This is a genomic window from Spirillospora sp. NPDC046719 (assembly GCF_040645715.1).
In the GTDB taxonomy this organism is placed as follows: Bacteria; Actinomycetota; Actinomycetes; order Streptosporangiales; family Streptosporangiaceae; genus Spirillospora.
In genome coordinates, this window is record NZ_JBEYYT010000171.1 from 1 (window position 1) to 18,300 (window position 18,300).

The following is an 18,300-nucleotide window of genomic DNA, read 5'->3' on the forward strand; positions in this document are numbered from 1 at the left end:
GGCGGGCCCGGTGCGCGGGCCGTCCGGGATCGCGGCGGCGCATCTCGAGGCGCGGCGCTGCGCGGACGCGCTGCTCGCCCTCGGCCGCCACGGGGACGGCGCCGGCGCGTCCGAGCTGGGCTTCGTCGGCCTGCTGATCGGCGACGGCCGGGACGTCCCGGGCTTCCTCGACGGCACGCTCGGACCCGTCCTCGGCTATGACGAGCGGCGCGGCACGGCGCTCGTGCAGACCCTGGACGCCTACTTCGGCACCGGCGGCAGCCTGTCCCGGACGGCGGAGCGCCTGCACATCCACGTCAACACCGTCAGCCAGCGCCTGGAGCGCATCTCCCGCCTCCTCGGCGACGACTGGCAGTCCCCCGAGCGCGCCCTGGAACTCCAACTGGCCCTCCGCCTCCACCGCCTCTCCCGCTGAGGCCCCGCCCGGGCCCGGTCACGGCGCCGCCGTCCGGCCCGCGGGAGGACGGCCCGCCGGGAAATGCGGCGGGACCACCTGGGCCTGACGGGCCAGGAGGTCGGTGAAGGCCGTGGTCAGACGGTCGGGCCGGGTGCGGGTATAGGCGGTCAGCGTACGGCGGATCGAGGGGTCCGGGCGGAGGGCGACGCCGTCGAAGTCGGGCGGGATGATGTTGGCGGGCACCAGGGCGGGGCCGAGGCCGGCGGCCAGCAGGAGCGCGGCGGAGGTCTGCTCGGCGCGGACCGCGATCGGCGGCCGGAAGCCCGCCTCCGCCCAGGCGCGGTCGACCAGGTCGGCCAGGCCGTTCCCCGGGGAGTAGTGCACCCACGCGCGGTCGGCGAGCTCGGCGAGGGCGAGGGTGCCGGCCGGGCTCGCGGCGAGGGGGTCGTCGGCAGGGAGCACGACGGCGAACTCCTCGACGCCCAGTTCGCGGACGGGTCCCTCCCAGCCGGCCGGTGCGGGGCCGACGGCGAGGTCCGCCCGGCCGGCGGCCATCGCGGCCTGCAGGTCGTCGGTGTGCGGGTACTCGCGGAGCCGGATCCGGACCCGCGGGTGCCCCCGCCGCCAGGCGCGCAGGACCGGCGGGAGGATGCCGAGGCTGACGGAGTAGACCACGGCGACCTCCAGCTCGCCCTCGTCCAGCCCCGCCGAGCGGCGGGCCACGGCGTCCAGCCGGACGGCCTCGGCGAGCGCGGCGCGGGCGTGCGGCAGGACCGCGCGGCCCAGGGGCGTGAGCCGCACGGCGCGCGGGAGACGTTCGAGCAGCGGGCTGCCCAGGGCGGTCTCCAGGGCCCTGACCTGGTGGGACAGCGCGGGCTGGGTGACGTGCAGCTGCTCCGCCGCCCGGGTGAACGAGCCGGTGTCGACCACGGTGACCAGGTATTCGAGCTGCCGCAGCGTTGCCATGAAGAGATTCTATCGCTGCGGTAGAAAACAAGCCTTGGACTAATCGATGCAGGTCAGAGCAGAGTTATGGAGCAGGCCAGGAGGCGCGGGACAGCGCCCCACGGCCGATCCCGACCCGCAGAGGAGCTCCCTCATGTCCATCCTTCACGGCCCGGCTCTCGACGGCCGGCGGCTCGTCGTCGTGGGCGCCGGCTCGCATACCGGCCGCCTGCTCGCGGGCACCGTCTCCGCCGCCGGCGCCGAACTGGTCCTGGCCGGACCCGACGTCCGCAAGCTGGAGAGGGCCGCCGGCGAGCTGCCCGGCCCGGCCGAGGTGATCCCGGTCGACCTCGCCGACGAGCGGTCGATCGCCGCGCTCGCGACCGCGGCGGGCCGCTTCGACCACCTGGTCTCCACCGCCGCGATGCCCGCCAACGGGCCGCTCGCGGAACTCGACCTCGCCGACGTGCGGCGGGCGTTCGCGGCGAAGGTGATCGGGCCGCTGCTGCTCGCCAAGCACCTGGCCGGGCAGGTCGCCGAGGGCGGCTCGTTCACCTTCTTCTCCGGCGTGGCCGCCTGGCGTCCCGCCCCGGGACGGACGGTGATGGCGACGACCAACGGCGCGCTGGCCTTCCTGGTCCAGGCGCTCGCGGTGGAGATCGCCCCGGTCCGGGTCAACGCGGTCTCGCCCGGCATCGTCGACACCGGCTCCTGGGACGGTCTCGGCGCGGGCAAGGACGCGTTCCTGCGGGGCGTCGCCGAGCGCAACCCGGCCCGCCGGGTGGGCGGCCCGGACGACCTGATCAAGGCGGTCCTCTACGCCATCGACAACCCCTACGTCACCGGGACCGTGCTGCACGTCGACGGCGGCGGCCGTCTCGCCTGACGCCCAACGATCCAACCGGGCGTGCCGTCCGGGCGGTCCGGACGCGGTCCCCGGCGCCCCCGCACGGCCGCGCGGCGCGCCCTCTCGGGGTGCACGCCGCGCGTCGTCGTTAGGGGCGGGGCTCAGACGGGGGTGGTGACCTTGGCGGGGGCCGGGTCGGGGCGGCGGCGGGCGGTGCGCTTGGCGAGGAGGTCCCGGGCGGTGCCCCAGACGCCGCGCCGGAACACCAGCACCACCACGATGAAGATCGCGCCGGTGATGATCCCGGTCTCCTGGAAGCCGGCCGTGGCGAGGTAGTCGTTCAGCTCCACGATCAGCGCGGCGCCGATCGCGCCTCCCCACAGGGTGCCGATGCCGCCGAGGACGACCATCATCACGGCCTGCCCGGACGTCGTCCAGTAGACGCCGTCCAGGGACGCGAAGCCGTGACCGATGGCGAACAGGCCGCCGCCCAGCCCCGACAGCGCCGCCGACAGGACGAACACCAGCAGCTTGTAGCGGTCGATGCTGTAGCCCAGCGCGCGCGCACGCGCCGGGTTGTCGCGGATGGACACCAGCACGCGGCCGAACGGCGACCGGACGATCCGCCACGCGACGAACAGCCCGGCCAGGATGAACGGCAGCCCCGCGTAGTAGAAGTAGAACGGCTCGGACAGGTCGACGCCGAAGAAGTCCCTCGGGATGCCCTGCAGGCCGTTCTCCCCGCCCGTCACGTCCCGCCACTGGTTGGCGACGAAGTACACCATCTGCGCGAAGGCCAGGGTGACCATCGCGAAGTAGATGCCGCGCAGCCGGATCGACAGGAACCCGATCGGGACGGCGAGCGCCGCGGAGAACGCCGCGCCGCCGAGGACCGCGACCGGGAACGGCAGCCCGGAGTGCACCGCGATCAGGCCCGTCACGTAGGCGGCGGACCCCCAGAACGCGGCGTGCCCGAACGACAGCAGCCCGGTGAAGCCGAGCAGCAGGTCCACGGCGGCGGCGAACAGCGCCCAGCAGGCGATGTCCATCGCGACCGGCGGATAGACGAACCACGGCAGCACCAGCGCCGCGACGAGCCCGATGACCAGCAGCACCGGCCGCCCGGCCAGCCTGGAAAGGATCACAGTGCCTCCTCCCTTCCGAACAGGCCCGCCGGGCGCCACAGCAGCACGGCCGCCATCAGGATGAACACCAGCGTCTGCGACAGCGACGGCACGTAGTAGTTCCCGAGCGCCGAGACGATCCCGACCGCGAACCCCGCGGCGACCGACCCGAACACCGAGCCGAGGCCGCCGATCACCACCACGGCGAACACCGTGATGATCAGGTCGGAGCCCATCAGCGGGTTGACCGCCCGCATCGGCGCGGCGAGCACGCCGGCGAACGCGGCGAGCGCGACGCCGAACCCGAACACCGGCGTCACCCAGCGGGCCACGTCGATGCCGAGCGCGCGGGTCAGCTCCGGCCGCTCGGTCGCCGCGCGGACGATCATGCCGACGCGGGTCCGGGTCAGCACGACCCACACCGCCCCGCACACCACGACCGACACCGCCAGCACGAACACCTGGTAGGCCGGGTAGGTGAACAGGCCGAGGTCCACGGAGCCGCCCAGCGCGGACGGCCGCGGATACGGCTGGGACTGCACGCCGTACTCCCGCTTGACGAGGTCCTGAAGGATCAGCGCGAGACCGAAGGTGAACAGGAAGTTGTAGAGCGGGTCGAGGGGCGCCAGGCGGCGGATGAACAGCCGCTCCAGCACCGTCCCGGCCACGCCCAGCACGACCGGGACGAGCGGCAGCGCGACCCAGAAGTTCACGCCCCACGAGTCGAGCAGGACGTAGGAGCCGAACGCGCCCAGCATGTAGAACGCGCCGTGCGCGAAGTTGACCACGCCGAGCATCCCGAAGATGACGGCCAGGCCGAGGGCGAGCAGGGCGTAGAACGCCCCGCCCACCAGCCCGTTGAACGCCTGTTGCAGCACGCCGGGCCGCCCTACGGCTTGCAGGCGGCGTCGGGCTGCTGGAACGCCTGCACCGCCGGGATCGTCTTGATGATCTTCTCGTAGTCCCACGGCTCCTTGACCTCGGAGCCGGGCTTCACCTGCGCGATGTAGGCGTCGTGGACGAGGAGGTGGTCCTGCGCCCGGATGGTCCCGGTGGCGGTGAACACGTCGTTGACCTGGTGGCCCTCCAGCTGCTTCACCACGCCGTCGGACTTGTCGGTGCCGCCGCGCTGCACGGCCTCCAGGTACTGCAGGGCCGCGGAGTAGTCGGCGGCGTGCACGGCCGTCGGGCGCTTGCCCGTCTTGGCCTGGAACTTGTCCGCCCAGGCCCGGTTGCCCTGGTTGGCGTTCCAGTACCAGAAGTCGGTGAAGCGCGTCCCGGCGAGGGCGTCCGGGCCGAGCGAGTGGATGTCGGTGATGAACATCAGGCCCGTCGCAAGCCCGACGCCCTTGTCCCGCAGCTTGTACTCGTTGTACTGCTTCACGAGGTTGACGAGGTCGCCGCCCGCCTGCATGGCGCCGAGCACCTGCGGCTTCGGCTTCATCCCGGGCGCCTTCAGCAGGAACGTCGAGAAGTTGTCGTTCGGGAACGGCGTCGGGTCGGACTTGACGACGGTGCCGCCGGTCTCCTGCACCGCCGCGGAGAACGTCTTCTGCATGTCCTGCCCGAACGCGTAGTCCGGGTAGACGATGTACCAGTTCTTCGAGCCGTCCTTGGTGACCTCGCTACCGGTCCCGTGGGCCAGCATGTAGCTGTTGTAGCCGTAGTGGAAGGTGTACTTGTTGCACTGCTTCCCCTCCAGCGCGGTGGACGCGGCGCCGACGTCGATGAACAGCTTCTTCTTGTTCTTGGCGACGTTCGCGACGGCGAGGGCGGCCGACGAGGTCGGCACGTCCACGATCAGGTCGGCCTTCTGCCGGTCGTACAGCTCCTGCGCCTTGGAGTTCGCGATGTCCGGCTTGTTCTGGTGGTCGGCGTCCACCACCTCGATCTTCTTCGCGACGGCCTTGCCGCCGTACTTCGCCTTGTAGTCGGCGACCGCCATCCTCACCGCCTCGACGGCGTTCTTGCCCGACAGGTCGGCGTAGACGCCGGACTCGTCGGTGAGGACGGCGAGGACCACCTTGCCGTCGCTGATCTTGCCCCCGCCCCCGCCGGGTCCGCCCGCGCAGCCGGCCAGCAGCGCTCCGGCGGTGGCGAGCGCCGCCGAACGTCGCACAAGTGTCATCGGGGTTCTCCCTGCTGTTCCGAGGTGGTTCTTAGATTCCGAGGTATTCGAGGAGCTCGCCCTCGCGGGCGAGGACCTCGTCGTTGTCCAGCGACTCCACGACGCGGCCCTCCGCGAGCAGGTGGTGGCGGTCGGCCACGGTCGCGGCGAAGTGCACGTTCTGCTCGATGAGCAGGACGGTGACGCCGGCGGCCTTGACCTCCCGCAGGATGGCGCCGATCTGCTGGACGATCAGCGGCGACAGGCCCTCGGTGGGCTCGTCGCACAGCAGCAGCCGGGCACCGGTCCGCAGCACCCGGGCCAGCGCGAGCATCTGCTGCTCGCCGCCCGACAGCTTCGTCCCGGGGAACCGGCGCCGCTCCCGCAGCCGCGGGAACGTCTCGTACACCCGCTCCAGCGACCACGGCTCGTGGGCGTCGTCCGGCCGCGCGACGGGCGGGAGGGTGAGGTTCTCCTCGACGGAGAGCGTCGCGAAGACGCCGCGGTCGTCGGGCACGTAGCCGAGCCCGCGGCGGGCCCTCTTGTGCGGCCCGAGCGCGGTGATGTCCTCGCCGAGGAACTCGATCGTCCCCTTGGCGTCCTTGTGGAGGCCCATGAGGCAGCGCAGGAGGGTGGTCTTGCCCGCGCCGTTGCGGCCGACCAGAGTGACGATCTCGCCCTCGTCGACGCGCAGCGACACGTCGCGCAGCGCCTGCGCCTCGCCGTACCAGGCCGACAGTCCGTCAATGCGCAGCATTGGAGTCTCCGAGGTAGGCGGTGACCACGCGCGGGTCGTGGCGGATCTCGGCGTAGGGGCCCTCGACGAGCACCCGTCCCTGCTGCAGCACGGTCACCCGGTCGGCGAGGCTGGAGACGACGCTCATGTTGTGCTCCACCATCACGACGGTCAGCGACCGGTCGCCGGTCTCGCGCACCCGCTGGATGAGCTGGACGGTGCGGTCGACGTCCTCCACGCCCATGCCGGCGGTCGGCTCGTCCAGCAGCAGCACCTTCGGGTCCAGCGCGAGAGCGAGCGCCAGCTCCAGCGCGCGCTTGCGCCCGTAGGCGAGGGTGCCCGCGGGCGTCGCGCCGTGACCGTCCAGGCCGACCTGTTCGAGCAGCTCGGCGGCGCGGTCGGAGAAGCGCCCGAGCGCCTTGTCGGACCGCCAGAACCGCCAGCCGAGCCCGGTCCGGCCGGCCAGCGCCAGCTCGACGTGCTGGAGCGGGGTGAGCTCCGCGAACAGGCTGGTGATCTGGAACGACCGGGCCAGCCCGAGCCGCGCGACGTGCTCGGGGCTGCGCCCGGCGAGCTCGTCCGAGCCGAGCCGCACGCTGCCCGCCGTCGGCTTCAGGAAGCCGGTGAGCAGGTTGAACAGCGTGGTCTTGCCCGCGCCGTTCGGCCCCACCAGCGCGTGCACCGAGCCCTCCGCGACGTCCAGGTCGACGCCGTCCACGGCCCGGAAGCCGCGGAACTCCCTCACCAGGCCCCGCGCCGCCAGAACCGGGGCCCCTGGGACGGGACCGGCCATGCGCCCTCCTCGCGTTCCTAGGGGTGACCCGGACCACTCCGGGCCGCCGTGACCGGGAACGCTAAATCGCGTCCGGAGAGCGGACCATGTGAGGCGCACCCACATTCCGGCCGCCCGATACGGGTGTGACCCACATCACGTGCAGGTCACGGCCGCCGGCACATGCCCCCGCGCCCGGATATGTGGGCCGCGCACGTGGCCGCGCTCACGGGCGCTCACCACCATGACGGCACCCGTCCCCGCACCGGGGACCCGTCGAAGGAGCCGGGATGCCGAAAGTCCGCAGCCTCCTGACCGCCACCGCCTTCACCAGCACAGCCTTCACCAGCACAGCCTTCGCCGGCGCCGCCCTGACCGCCGCCGCGCTCACCGCCGCCCTCCCCGCGCAGGCGCAGGCCCGTGAGTGCGCGCCCCGCGTGACGGTTCCGGGTGCGCAGAAGCAGGTCGCCGCCTGCCTCGACGACCTCACCACAGCGGGGACGGTCGCGTCCGGGCACACCGTCCCCGCCGACTGGGCGGGCCTGCAGTCCACCGCGACGACGAACCCCGCGCACGTTCCGGGCGTCCAGATCGACGGCTACTTCCCGGACACCTCGACGTTCAACACCAACAACGGCTGGAACCACGACGCCCAGTTCGTCATCCGGCTCCCCGAGCACTGGACGGGCGGCCTCGTCGTCGCCGGCCCGCCCGGCAACCGCCGCCAGTACGCCAACGACTTCACCATCTCCGACTGGGCGCTCTCCAAGGGCTACGCCTACGCCGCCACCGACAAGGGCAACAGCGGCACCGAGTTCTACAAGGACGGGAAGCGCCCCGGCGACGCGATGGTCGAATGGAACGACCGGCTGACCCAGCTCACCCGCGCCGCCAAGAAGGTCGTGGCCGGCCGCTACGGTCACGCGCCCCGCCGCACCTACGCCGCGGGCATCTCCAACGGCGGCTACCTCGTCCGCTGGCAGCTGGAGAACCACCCCGAGCTGTACGACGGCGGTATCGACGCCGAAGGCACGTTGTGGCGCGCGGACGGCCCGAACCTGTTCACGTACCTGCCGTCGATCCTGCGCGCGTACCCGTCGTACGCGGCCACCGGCGACCCGTCCGCGCACAAGGCGCTCCTCGACGCCGGCCTGGCGCCGGGCTCGGAGTTCCTATGGCCGTTCCACAACCAGGTGTACTGGGGCCTCACCCAGACCATCTACCGCAAGGAGTTCGACCCCTCCTACACGGGCGACGAAGCGGACTACAACTACGCCGCGCGCCCCCGCTCCGTCCACAAGGCGGTGGCCCGCGTCGCCCTGACGGGCCGCATCCGCAAGCCGCTCATCACCCTGCAGGGCACCTACGACTCGCTCCTGCCGATCGGCACCGACTCGGACGTGTACAGCAGGATGGTCCGCGCCCGCGGCTCCGCGCTCTACCGCTACTACCGCGTGGAGGCCGCCAACCACGTCGACGGCCTCTACGACACCTATCCCGACAAGCTCCGCCCGCTGCTGCCGTGCATCCGCAGCGCGTTCACGGCCCTGGAGTCCTGGACGACGAAGCACCAGTCCCCGCCCGCGAGCGCGACCCTGCCCCGCCCGGCGACCGGGGACCTCGTCAACACGTGCTCTCTGGAGTCCGCCTCGTAGGACGGCCTCGAAGGCGCCTCGTAGTGCGCCTCTTAGGGCGCTCTGTCGGGCGTTCAGGCGCGGAAGTACGGGCCGGTGGAGCGCACGATCAGGTCCAGCGGGACCCGCAGCGGCTTGTCGTCGATCGAGGACTTGGTCAGGTAGCTGCACCGGTAGCCGGTCTTCTGCCCGAGCGGCACCTGCTTGACCGCCGGCATGTCGTCGCAGCGGAGGTCGGTGCCGGCGTCGTGGTTGTTCGCCCAGAAGTCGGCGGTGGCGCCCTTCGCCGTCAGGATGCCGGCGCTGGGCTCGGCCTGGTAGGCGAGCGTCAGCCCGCCCATGGACGGCCCCTGGATCGTCACGGGCCAGGTCACCTTGACGCCCTCGTAGGTGACCGTGCAGGTGACCTTCGAGCCCTTGGCCGCCGCGACCGACTTCCGGTCGCACGCGGCGCTGGTGCGGCCCGGCGTCCCCGCCATCTTGACGGTCCGCTCGCGCAGGTCGTACTTCAGCTCCTCGATCAGCGGGGCGCCGTCGCGCGGCGAGGGCCTGATGACCGGGGAGGCCGTGGTCGAGGGGTCGGGCGCCGAGATCGGGTGACCGCTCGGCGCCTCCTCGGCCGCCGGCTTCTCCTTCCCCGAGGACGACGCCCCTCCGCCGCATCCGGCCGCCAGAGCGCACGCGGCCAGCACCAGTGCGCAGGAGTACGGAAACTTCATGATCAAAGTTATAGTGCCTCCCGCGCACCCGTCTGACCAGCGAAGCCGGGATCGTCCGCACCCGGAACCCGCGCGCCGGCCCCGGGAGCAGGCGCCCGGATCAGGCGCCGGGATCAGGCGCCGCGGGACCAGGCGAGGAGCGCGTCGGCGGGCAGCGTGTTGACGACCCGGTCGGCGGGGACCGCGCAGCGGGCGGCGCGCTCGCAGCCGAAGTGCTGCCAGTCGAGCTGGCCCGGCGCGTGCGCGTCGGAGTCGATCGAGAAGCGGCACCCGGCCTCGACGGCGAGGCGCAGCAGCCGCTTCGGCGGATCGAGCCGCTCCGGACGCGAGTTGATCTCCACGGCGACGTCGTAGGCGGCGCAGGCGTCGAAGACCAGCGCCGCGTCGAACTCCGACTCCGGGCGCAGCCCGCCGCGCTTCCCGCCCGCCTTCACGATCCGCCCGGTGCAGTGCCCGAGCACGTTCACGCGCGGGTCCGCGATCGCCGCGACCATCCGCTTCGTCATGGCGACCCGGTCCATCCGGAGCTTGGAGTGGACGCTCGCGACGACGACGTCCAGCCGGCCGAGGAGGTCCGGATCCTGGTCGAGGGCGCCGTCGTCGAGGATGTCCACCTCGATGCCGGTGAGGATCCGGAACGGCGCGAGCTCCTCGTTCAGCTCGGCGACGACGTCCAACTGCCGGCGGAGGCGGTCGGCGGACAGGCCGTTCGCCACGGTCAGGCGCGGCGAATGGTCGGTCAGGGCGAGGTACTCGTGGCCCAGCGAACGGGCCGTCTCGGCCATCTCCCGGATCGGCGAACCGCCGTCCGACCAGTCGCTGTGCGTGTGCAGGTCGCCGCGCAGGGCCGCGCGCAGCGCGGCGGTCGCCTCGTCGAGCGGCTCGCCCTCGGTGGCCTCCAGCCGGCGCAGGTAGACGGGGGTCTCGCCGCGCAGCGCCTCCTCGATCACCAGGGCGGTGACCTTCCCGATGCCGGGCAGCTCGGTCAGCGTGCCGTCGCGCGCCCGGTCCCGGAGCGCGTCCGGTGCCGTCGCCTCGACCAGGTCTGCGGCCTTGCGGAAGGCCCGGACGCGGTAGGTCGGCTCATGCGCGCGCTCCAGCAGGAACGCGATGCGCCGCAGCGCTTCGACGGGCTCCACGCCCTGCACGGTACCCAGGTATGACGCGTACGTCGCACCGTGGTGGCATACGCGTCCGGCCGCGGTGTCTCTAGCCTGGGGCTCATGGCCGGGCAGAACGACGACGGCGCGCCCTCGGCGCCGAACAGCCTGCTGTGGGGCGTCCTGGCCGCGGCCGTCACCGGCCGGGCCGACCCGGTCCCGCAGGACCGGCCGTGGCCGACCCTGCTGCGCTGGACGCGGTTCGTCGGGATCGGGAGGCTGCCGTACGGGCTCGTCGTCAACGTCGCCGGCATCGGCCTGGCCATCGCGCTGGCCGCCGGGACGAACTCGCTGCTCGCGACGCCGCAGCCGGCGCGGCCGGGCGTGCACGTCGACGCGCTCGTGCGGCTGCTCGCGTCGATCGCGGTGACGCTGCCGCTCGCGCTGCGCGACCGGCACCCGCTCGGCGCGTGGCGGCTCAGCTTCGTGGCGATGGCCGTCATACCGGCCGGCCAGTGGCTGACCGTCCCGTACCTCCCGGCGGGGACGTTCGCCGCGATCGTGTGCCTGTACACGGTCGCGGTGCGGTGCGCGCGGGACATCACCATCGGCGTGGGCCTGCTGTCGCTGGCCGGAGTGTGGGTCAAGGACGCTCAGACCGCGGGCGGCGCGACCGTCGTGCTGCTGCTCGCCCTGGTCGTCGGGTACGCCGTCCGGCTGCGCAACACCTCGCGGACGCAGCTGGCCGAGCAGCGCCGCGAGCTGGTCGAGCAGGAGAAGCGCCACCAGGCCGCGGAGGCGGTGCTGACCGAGCGGCAGCGGATCGCGCGGGAACTGCACGACGTGGTGGCGCACCACATGTCGATGATCGCGATCCAGGCGGAGGCCGCGCCGTACAAGGTCGAGTCCGTCCCCGACGAGACCCGCCGCGACCTGACGGAGATCCGCGCGACCGCGCTCGACGCGCTCACCGAGATGCGCCGCATCCTCGGCGTGCTGCGCTCCGAGGACGGCGCCGAGACCGCGCCGCAGCCGAGCCTGGAACGGCTGGACGAGCTGGTCGCGCACGCGCGCGGCGCCGGGCTGACCGTCTCGACGCGGCTCTCCGGCGACCTGGCCGGGCTGCCGCCGGGCGTCGGGCTCACCGCGTACCGGATCCTGCAGGAGGCGCTGAGCAACGCGATGCGGCACGCGCCCGGATCGAGGGTGGCGGTCGCGGCGGTCCGGGAGGACGGCATACTGCGGCTCGGCGTCGTCAACGGCCCCCCGGGCGGCGGCCACGTCCCCACCCCCTCGCCTGAGGGCACCGGCCACGGGCTGATGGGGATGCGCGAACGGGCGGCCATGCTGGGCGGCGAGGTGTCCGCCCGGACCACCGTGGACGGAGGATTCGCCGTGAACGCCACCCTTCCGGTGAAGGCGCGGGCCGCGACGTGACCGTCCGCGTGGTGATCGTCGACGACCAGGGCATGGTCCGCACCGGGTTCGGGGTGCTGCTGAACGCCCAGCCCGACATCGAGGTCGTCGGGGAGGCGGTGAACGGCGAGGAGGGGCTGCGGCGCGTCGCCGAGCTGCGGCCCGACGTCGTCCTGATGGACGTGCGGATGCCCGTCATGGACGGCCTGGAGGCGACCCGGCGGCTCCTCGACGGCCGCGGCGGCGACTCAGGCGGGGACGGCGGCTCAGGCGGGGACGGCGGCGACGCGCCGAAGGTCCTGATGCTGACGACCTTCGACCTGGACGACTACGTCTACGAGGCGCTGCGCGCCGGGGCCAGCGGGTTCCTGCTGAAGGACGCGTCGGCCGCCGAGCTCGCCGACGCCGTCCGGATCGTCGCGGCCGGCGACGCGCTGCTGTCCCCGTCGATCACGCGGCGGCTGATCGCCGAGTTCTCCCGGCTGGGCGGGCCGCGCGCGCCGTCCCGCAAGCGGCTGGAGGAGCTGACCGAGCGGGAGACCGAGGTGCTCGCGCTGGTGGCGCGGGGCTTGTCCAACGGCGAGATCGCCGCGGAACTGGTCGTCGCCGAGCAGACCGTCAAGACGCACTTCGGGCGCGTCCTGATGAAGCTCGGGCTCCGCGACCGGCCGCAGGCGATCGTGTACGCCTACGAGGTCGGCCTGGTCCGGCCCGGCGACTGACGCCCCGCGGGCACCCTCCCGGGTATCGCCCGTCATACCGGGGTCGCACGCCGCAGGACCGCACCACCGGTTGATCCGCGCGACGGCGTCCGGTTCCTAGCGTCCTGGTCAGTGCTTCACCACTGACCAGGAAGGACGTCGGATGAGCGGCGCGCACCCGGCCCCCGGCCGGCGCACCAGGGCGGTCGCGGCCGCCGCCGTGCTGACGGTGACGGCCTCGACCACCGCGGCCGCCGGGCACGCCGAGGCGTACGCGGGCCCGGCGCGTCTCCCGGACCTGTCGGCCGCGACGCTGGACGCCCGCTACCAGGCGGCGGGCGCGGAGATCGCCCGGGCATGGGCGACGGCGCGGCGCGTCCGCGACCACGACCGGGCGCGGGCCCTGTCGGCGTTCCTCGCGCCGGGCCGCCGGTTCCTGTCGTTCGACGCGCGGGGCCGCGGCCAGGCCGTCGAGGTCATCGGCGATCTCGCGGCCGCCGACCGGATCGCGGTCGTGGTGCCGGGCGCCGACACCGCGCTCGCCAACTTCGACTCGCCGAAGTTCGTCGGCGGCGGCAGCCGCGCCCTGTACCGGCAGGCGCGCACCGGCGCGCCCGCCGAGCGGATCGCCGTGGTCGCCTGGCTCGGCTACCGGCCGCCGCGCACGCTCAGCCCCGAGGTGCTGACCGGCGGCCGCGCCGCGGCGGGCGCCCGCGCGCTCGGCCGGTTCCTCACCGGCGTCCACCGCGTCAACGGGCGCGCCCGGATCGCGCTGCTCTGCCACAGCTACGGGTCCGTGGTCTGCGGGAAGGCCGCCCGCCACCTGGGCGCCGCGCCGGTGGACGAGATCGCCCTGTTCGGCAGCCCCGGCGTCAACGCGCACCGGGCGTCCGACCTCGGCACGTCCGCGCGGGTCTGGGCGGGCCGCGCCGGCGGCGACTGGACGCGGTACGTGCCGAAGGTCAGCTTCGGCGGGATCGGGTTCGGCGCGGACCCGGTCTCGCCCGGGTTCGGCGCGCGGCGCTTCGACGCCGGGACGGGCCCGCACAGCGCCTACCTGAAGCCCGGGACCGTCGCGCTGCGCAACCTCGCGCTCATCGCCCTCGGCAGGGACGCGGAGGTGACCGGCTGAAACGGGCGTGCGGTGCGCTGCGGCCACCCCGGCCGGGATCCCCCACCGGCCCCGGATGGTAGAAAGGCCGAAGATGCCGCCGCCACCCAAGACGACCTCAAGGCGCGCCCGACGGTTGCGACGGGCGCTGGCCTGCGTGGTCTCCATCTCGGCCCTCATGCTCACCACCGCCGGGACGGGCCACGCCGACCCGTACGCCGCTCCCGCCGCCGTCCCGTCGATGGCGCCGTCGACCCTGGACGCCCGGTTCGCGACCGAGCGCCGGTCGATCGAGCAGGCGCTGCGGACGGCGCGCAACGTCGGTGACGGGAAGCGGGCGCGCGCGCTCGGCGCGTTCCTGGCACCGGACCGCCATTTCCTGTACTTCGACCCGCGCGGGCGCGGGCAGGCCATCGAGGTCGTCGGCGATCTCGCCCACGCACGGCGGATCGCGGTGCTCGTCCCGGGCGCCGACACGACGCTGACCGCCTTCGACCGGCGGGGCGGCAAGCCGTGGTCCACGCCCGGCGGCGGCGCGCGGGCCGTCTACGCCCGGGCGCACTCGCTCACCGCCGATCCGGGCCTCGCCGTCGTGGCGTGGCTCGGCTACGCCGCCCCCAGGACCTTCAGCGGAGACGTCCTGACCGACCAGCGCGCCGACGAGGGCGCGGGCGAACTGCTCGACTTCCTCGCCGGCATGCGCCGCGCGAACCCCACCGCCCGCGTAGCGCTGCTCTGCCACAGCTACGGCTCCGTCGTGTGCGGCCGCGCCGCGCTCCACCACCACGGCCATGGCTCGGCCGCCGCATGGGGGCAGGTCACCGACATCGCCCTGTACGGCAGCCCCGGCACGACCGCGTGGTCCGCCGCCGACCTGGCCGGCACCGCCCGCGTCTGGGCCGGACGCGGCGCGACGGACTGGATGGAGGACGTCCCGCACGTCCGCATCCTCGGCCTCGGGCTCGGGCCGGACCCGGTCTCCCGCGGGTTCGGCGCCCGGGTATTCGCCGCGGGCTCCGGCGGCCACAGCGACTACCTCTCGCCCGGCTCGATCCCGCTGCGCAACCTCACCGAGATCGCCCTCGGCGACGCCTCCGCCGTCGTCCGCGGCTGAGGCCCGTTCCGTACTCGGGGACGGAACATCGCCGGTTCGGTGGCACCCTAAGGAGGTGGACACCGCAAGCGAGGCCGAGATCCGCGAGCAGACCACCCAGCGCCTGGAGAAGGCGATGGGGACGTTCGGCACCGCGGCGCTGACCAGCATGGAGGAGCAGCTCCCCTGGTTCCGGCGGATGCCGCCGGACCAGCGCTCCTGGATCGGGCTGGTCGCGCAGGCGGGCATCGCCGCGTTCGTGGAGTGGTTCAAGAGCAACGAGCGGACCCGGCCCGCCATCGCCGGCGAGGTGTTCGGCACCGCGCCGCGCGAGCTGCTGCGGTCCATCAAGCTGCACCACACCATCGACATGATCCGGGTGATCATCGAGGTGGTGGAGACCCGGCTGGACGAGCTGGCCGCCCCCGGCGGCGAGGCCCAGCTCCGCGAGGCCATCCTGCGCTACACGCGGGACGTCGCGTTCGGCGCGGCCCAGGTGTACGCGCGCGCCGCCGAGACCCGCGCCGCCTGGGACGCCCGCCTGGAGGCCCTCGTCGTCAACGCGGTGCTGCGCGGCGAGGTCGACGACGGCATGCACTCCTGGGCGGCGGCGCTCGGCTGGACGTCCAAGCCCGTCACCGTGATCGCCGGGTACACCCCCGAGGACGAGGAGCCCGAGGTCACCATCGACCAGATGCAGCTGGCCGCCCGGCGCGCCCGCGCCGACGTGCTGGCCGGCGTGCACGGCCACCGCGTCATCGTGGTGGTCGGCGGCGACGCCGACCCGATGGAGGCGGCCCGCCCGATCGCCGCCAAGTGCGGGCCGGGGCCCGTCGTGGTCGGCCCGAAGGTCGGCGACCTCTACGAGTCGACCAAGTCCGCGCAGGCCGCGGTCGCCGGGCTGCGCGCCGCCGCCGGCTGGCCGGACGCGCCGCGGCCCGTCCCGGCGACCGAGCTGCTGCCCGAGCGGGCCCTCGACGGCGACGCCGAGGCCCGCCGGTACCTGGTGGAGGGTGTCTACAACCCGATGCTCGCCGCCGGTGCGCCGCTGCTGGACACGCTCACCACCTACCTGGAGCAGGGTTCGTCACTGGAGGCGACCGCCCGGCTGCTGTTCGTGCACCCGAACACGGTACGTTACCGGCTGCGTCGCGTCACCGAGCTCACGGGCCTCGCGCCGACCGACGGGCGCAACGCGTTCACGCTCCGCATCGCCCTGGTCCTGGGCCGGTTCGCCGCCCGCCCGCCCCGCGCCTGAGGCGCTTGTAGGGGTCGTACAAAGGGCCCGGACCAAACTTCGTCGCGATCGGCATCGTGAGCGGAGGGGCGTTCGCGAAAGGCTGGACGCCGTGATTCTCCTCGCATCGCCCGGCCAGGGCGCCCAGACCCCCGGCTTCCTGCAGCCATGGCTAGAGATACCCGGAGTCGCCGACCGTCTCGCCTGGTGGTCGGCCGTCACCGGGCTGGACCTGGTCAGGTACGGGACGACCGCCGACGCCGAGGAGATCCGCGACACCGCCGTCGCGCAGCCGCTGCTGGTCGCCGCCGCGCTCGCCGCCTACGAGGTGCTCTACGAGGACGCCGTCCCCGGCGCCGTCGCGGGGCACAGCGTCGGCGAGCTCGCCGCCGCGGCGATCGCCGGGGTGCTGACCCCCGAGGCCGCGCTGGTGCTCGTCCGGGAGCGGGGCCGCGCGATGGCCGAGGCCGCCGCCGTCACCGAGACCGGCATGACGGCCGTGCTCGGCGGCGACGCCGACGAGGTGCTCGCCGCCATCGACAAGCACGGCCTCACCCCCGCCAACGTCAACGGCGCCGGCCAGGTCGTCGCCGCCGGGACGACGGAGCAGCTCGCGAAGTTCGCCGACGAGCCGCCCGCCAAGGCGCGGCTGCGGGCGCTGTCGGTCGCCGGCGCCTTCCACACCGCCCACATGGCCCCCGCCGTCGACACCCTCCGCCGCCTGGCCCCCGGCGCCCCCGTCGCCGACCCCCGCACCAAGCTGCTGCAGAACCGCGACGGCGCCGTCGTCGCGTCCGGCCGCGACTTCGTCGGGCGCCTCGTCGAGCAGGTCAGCGCCCCCGTGCGCTGGGACGCGTGCATGGCGACGATGCGGGAGATCGGCGTCACCGGGATCATCGAGCTGCCCCCGGCCGGGACCCTGGTCGGGCTCGCCCGGCGCGAGCTGAAGGGCATCGAGCTGGTGGCCCTCAAGACCCCCGCGGACCTGGACAAGGCCCGCGAGCTGATCAAGGCGGACGCGGCATGACCGGCCTGCGCATCCCCGAGGCGGCCGCGGGCGCCCGCATCCTCGCGTTCGGCGACTACCGCCCGGCCCGGATCGTCACCAACGACGAGCTGTCGCGGACCGTCGACACCAACGACGAGTGGATCCGCACCCGCGTCGGCATCCAGGAGCGGCGGATCGCCGGCGACGACGAGGGCATCGTCGAGCTCGGCGTGCACGCGGGCGGCAAGGCCCTCGCCAACAGCGGCCTCGACCCGTCCGACATCGACCTGGTGATCCTCGCGACCTGCTCGGCGGAGTCGCCGATGCCCGGCCACGCGCCGCAGGTCGCGCACCGGCTCGGCATCGACGCTCCCGGCGCCTTCGACCTGAACGCCGCCTGCGCCGGCTTCTGCTACGCGCTCGGCACCGCCAGCGCCGCCGTCCGCGCCGGCAGCGCCCGCAACGTGCTGGTGATCGGGTCGGAGAAGATGTCCCAGTGGATCGACTGGACCGACCGCTCCACCAGCATCATCTTCGCCGACGGGGCGGGCGCCGCGGTCGTCACCGGCAGCGAGTCCCCCGGCATCGGCCCGGTCGTGTGGGGCAGCGCCGGCGAGAACTACGACAAGATCATCATTGACGACCGGCACTCGTTCATCCGGCAGGAGGGGCAGGCGGTGTTCCGCTGGGCCACCACCGCCATCGCGCCGGTCGCGCTGGAGGCGTGCGAGCGCGCCGGGATCGCCCCCGGCGACCTCGCCGCCGTCGTCCCGCACCAGGCCAACCTGCGGATCATCCAGGCCATCGCCCGGAAGATGAAGGCCACCAACGCCGTGGTGGCCGACGACATCGTGCACTCCGGCAACACCTCGGGGGCCTCCATCCCGCTGGCCCTGTCCCGCATGATCGAACGCGGCGACGTGCCGTCCGGCGCCCCCGCCCTCCTGGTGGGGTTCGGTGCCGGACTGTCCTACGCTGCCCAAGTCATCCAGATCCCGTAGGCCGTCACGCCTGCCCGCAGGCTCTGGACCAACCCATCGAAGGAGATAGCAGAACCATGGCAGTCGCCACCGAGCAGCAGATCCTGGACGGCCTCGCCGAGATCATCGACGAGATCGTCGGCATCGACAAGTCCGAGGTCACCCCGGAGAAGAACTTCATCGACGACCTCGACATCGACTCGCTGTCGATGGTGGAGATCGCGGTGGCCGCGCAGGACCGCTTCGGCGTCGAGATCCCCGACGACGAGCTGCGCAACCTGAAGAGCGTCCAGGACGTCATCAACTTCGTCCAGAAGCTCCAGAGCTAGTTCCGGCCGGTGGCCGGGCCGTGCTCCGCACGGGCCGGCCGCAGGGAGGGCGCGCCGCCGGGCC

General features: G+C 73.6%; 19 protein-coding genes. 11 read left to right on the forward strand and 8 right to left on the reverse strand.

Annotated elements, in window-relative coordinates; all coding sequences use genetic code 11:
• Positions 1–415, forward strand: a 415-nt coding sequence (locus ABZ914_RS26685) for a PucR family transcriptional regulator (protein WP_500196543.1), incomplete at its 5' end; no start/stop codon positions are given.
• A gap of 18 nt (positions 416–433) precedes the next feature.
• On the opposite strand, the gene ABZ914_RS26690 is transcribed toward ABZ914_RS26685, so the two are convergent.
• Positions 434–1,363: a LysR family transcriptional regulator gene (locus ABZ914_RS26690; RefSeq protein ID WP_500196545.1), complete on the reverse strand. Its 930-nt coding sequence runs from the start codon at positions 1,361–1,363 to the stop codon at positions 434–436.
• A gap of 133 nt (positions 1,364–1,496) precedes the next feature.
• Here ABZ914_RS26690 and ABZ914_RS26695 point away from each other — a divergent pair, with 133 nt between their 5' ends.
• Positions 1,497–2,228 (forward strand): SDR family oxidoreductase, encoded by a 732-nt coding sequence (locus ABZ914_RS26695; protein WP_500196547.1) that lies wholly within the window; start codon positions 1,497–1,499, stop codon positions 2,226–2,228.
• Between the two features lie 122 nt (positions 2,229–2,350).
• Here ABZ914_RS26695 and ABZ914_RS26700 read toward each other — a convergent pair whose 3' ends face one another.
• The 5 genes from ABZ914_RS26700 to ABZ914_RS26720 are packed head-to-tail and all read right to left on the reverse strand — an operon-like array spanning position 2,351 to position 6,949.
• Positions 2,351–3,334 carry a branched-chain amino acid ABC transporter permease gene (locus tag ABZ914_RS26700; RefSeq protein ID WP_500196549.1) on the reverse strand — a complete coding sequence of 328 codons (984 nt, stop codon included), beginning with the start codon at positions 3,332–3,334 and terminating at the stop codon, positions 2,351–2,353.
• Positions 3,331–4,191 carry a branched-chain amino acid ABC transporter permease gene (locus ABZ914_RS26705; protein ID WP_500196551.1) on the reverse strand — a complete coding sequence of 287 codons (861 nt, stop codon included), beginning with the start codon at positions 4,189–4,191 and terminating at the stop codon, positions 3,331–3,333. Before ABZ914_RS26705 ends, ABZ914_RS26700 begins: the two co-directional genes overlap by 4 nt.
• Positions 4,192–4,202: 11 nt before the next feature.
• A complete protein-coding gene (locus tag ABZ914_RS26710; protein WP_500196553.1) occupies positions 4,203–5,441 on the reverse strand; it encodes an ABC transporter substrate-binding protein in 1,239 nt (412 codons plus the stop codon).
• Between the two features lie 31 nt (positions 5,442–5,472).
• On the reverse strand, positions 5,473–6,177 hold the full coding sequence (locus ABZ914_RS26715; protein WP_433150575.1) for an ABC transporter ATP-binding protein: 705 nt from the start codon (positions 6,175–6,177) through the stop codon (positions 5,473–5,475).
• Positions 6,164–6,949: an ABC transporter ATP-binding protein gene (locus ABZ914_RS26720; protein ID WP_500196555.1), complete on the reverse strand. Its 786-nt coding sequence runs from the start codon at positions 6,947–6,949 to the stop codon at positions 6,164–6,166. The genes ABZ914_RS26715 and ABZ914_RS26720 overlap by 14 nt, the downstream gene beginning before the upstream one ends.
• A gap of 269 nt (positions 6,950–7,218) precedes the next feature.
• Between ABZ914_RS26720 and ABZ914_RS26725 the strand changes: the two genes are divergently transcribed.
• Positions 7,219–8,583 (forward strand): tannase/feruloyl esterase family alpha/beta hydrolase, encoded by a 1,365-nt coding sequence (locus tag ABZ914_RS26725; RefSeq protein WP_500196557.1) that lies wholly within the window; start codon positions 7,219–7,221, stop codon positions 8,581–8,583.
• Between the two features lie 53 nt (positions 8,584–8,636).
• Here the strand turns inward: ABZ914_RS26725 and ABZ914_RS26730 are convergent, their stop codons facing one another.
• Both ABZ914_RS26730 and ABZ914_RS26735 read right to left on the reverse strand, forming a co-directional pair.
• Positions 8,637–9,281 carry a hypothetical protein gene (locus ABZ914_RS26730; protein ID WP_500196559.1) on the reverse strand — a complete coding sequence of 215 codons (645 nt, stop codon included), beginning with the start codon at positions 9,279–9,281 and terminating at the stop codon, positions 8,637–8,639.
• A 113-nt stretch (positions 9,282–9,394) separates the two neighbouring features.
• A complete protein-coding gene (locus ABZ914_RS26735) occupies positions 9,395–10,420 on the reverse strand; it encodes a PHP domain-containing protein (protein WP_500196561.1) in 1,026 nt (341 codons plus the stop codon).
• Positions 10,421–10,504: 84 nt separating this feature from the next.
• Here ABZ914_RS26735 and ABZ914_RS26740 point away from each other — a divergent pair, with 84 nt between their 5' ends.
• The 8 genes from ABZ914_RS26740 (at position 10,505) to ABZ914_RS26775 (ending at position 18,236) form a co-directional block, all read left to right on the forward strand.
• Complete coding sequence (locus ABZ914_RS26740; RefSeq protein WP_500196562.1) at positions 10,505–11,818, forward strand: sensor histidine kinase; 1,314 nt, start codon at positions 10,505–10,507, stop codon at positions 11,816–11,818.
• The gene (locus ABZ914_RS26745) at positions 11,815–12,519 is read left to right on the forward strand and encodes a response regulator (RefSeq protein ID WP_500196564.1); all 705 of its coding nucleotides are present in this window, start codon (positions 11,815–11,817) and stop codon (positions 12,517–12,519) included. The genes ABZ914_RS26740 and ABZ914_RS26745 overlap by 4 nt, the downstream gene beginning before the upstream one ends.
• Before the next feature lie 142 nt (positions 12,520–12,661).
• On the forward strand, positions 12,662–13,630 hold the full coding sequence (locus ABZ914_RS26750; RefSeq protein WP_500196566.1) for an alpha/beta hydrolase: 969 nt from the start codon (positions 12,662–12,664) through the stop codon (positions 13,628–13,630).
• Positions 13,631–13,766: 136 nt separating this feature from the next.
• Positions 13,767–14,723, forward strand: a complete 957-nt coding sequence (locus tag ABZ914_RS26755) for an alpha/beta hydrolase (protein ID WP_500196568.1) — start codon at positions 13,767–13,769, stop codon at positions 14,721–14,723.
• Between the two features lie 55 nt (positions 14,724–14,778).
• Positions 14,779–15,960: a PucR family transcriptional regulator gene (locus ABZ914_RS26760; protein WP_500196569.1), complete on the forward strand. Its 1,182-nt coding sequence runs from the start codon at positions 14,779–14,781 to the stop codon at positions 15,958–15,960.
• Between the two features lie 91 nt (positions 15,961–16,051).
• Complete coding sequence (locus tag ABZ914_RS26765; RefSeq protein WP_500196571.1) at positions 16,052–16,966, forward strand: ACP S-malonyltransferase; 915 nt, start codon at positions 16,052–16,054, stop codon at positions 16,964–16,966.
• A complete protein-coding gene (locus tag ABZ914_RS26770; RefSeq protein WP_192809104.1) occupies positions 16,963–17,928 on the forward strand; it encodes a beta-ketoacyl-ACP synthase III in 966 nt (321 codons plus the stop codon). The genes ABZ914_RS26765 and ABZ914_RS26770 overlap by 4 nt, the downstream gene beginning before the upstream one ends.
• Before the next feature lie 56 nt (positions 17,929–17,984).
• Positions 17,985–18,236, forward strand: a complete 252-nt coding sequence (locus ABZ914_RS26775) for an acyl carrier protein (RefSeq protein WP_151544105.1) — start codon at positions 17,985–17,987, stop codon at positions 18,234–18,236.
• Positions 18,237–18,300 lie beyond the last annotated feature (64 nt).

Coding starts and splice junctions, on each gene's coding strand:
- ABZ914_RS26695 (WP_500196547.1), top strand. CDS start 1,497: ATGTCCATCCTTCACGGCCCGGCTCTCGACGGCCGGCGGCTCGTCGTC.
- ABZ914_RS26720 (WP_500196555.1), bottom strand. CDS start 6,949: ATGGCCGGTCCCGTCCCAGGGGCCCCGGTTCTGGCGGCGCGGGGCCTG.
- ABZ914_RS26725 (WP_500196557.1), top strand. CDS start 7,219: ATGCCGAAAGTCCGCAGCCTCCTGACCGCCACCGCCTTCACCAGCACA.
- ABZ914_RS26715 (WP_433150575.1), bottom strand. CDS start 6,177: ATGCTGCGCATTGACGGACTGTCGGCCTGGTACGGCGAGGCGCAGGCG.
- ABZ914_RS26690 (WP_500196545.1), bottom strand. CDS start 1,363: ATGGCAACGCTGCGGCAGCTCGAATACCTGGTCACCGTGGTCGACACC.
- ABZ914_RS26710 (WP_500196553.1), bottom strand. CDS start 5,441: ATGACACTTGTGCGACGTTCGGCGGCGCTCGCCACCGCCGGAGCGCTG.
- ABZ914_RS26770 (WP_192809104.1), top strand. CDS start 16,963: ATGACCGGCCTGCGCATCCCCGAGGCGGCCGCGGGCGCCCGCATCCTC.
- ABZ914_RS26740 (WP_500196562.1), top strand. CDS start 10,505: ATGGCCGGGCAGAACGACGACGGCGCGCCCTCGGCGCCGAACAGCCTG.
- ABZ914_RS26750 (WP_500196566.1), top strand. CDS start 12,662: ATGAGCGGCGCGCACCCGGCCCCCGGCCGGCGCACCAGGGCGGTCGCG.
- ABZ914_RS26730 (WP_500196559.1), bottom strand. CDS start 9,281: ATGAAGTTTCCGTACTCCTGCGCACTGGTGCTGGCCGCGTGCGCTCTG.
- ABZ914_RS26775 (WP_151544105.1), top strand. CDS start 17,985: ATGGCAGTCGCCACCGAGCAGCAGATCCTGGACGGCCTCGCCGAGATC.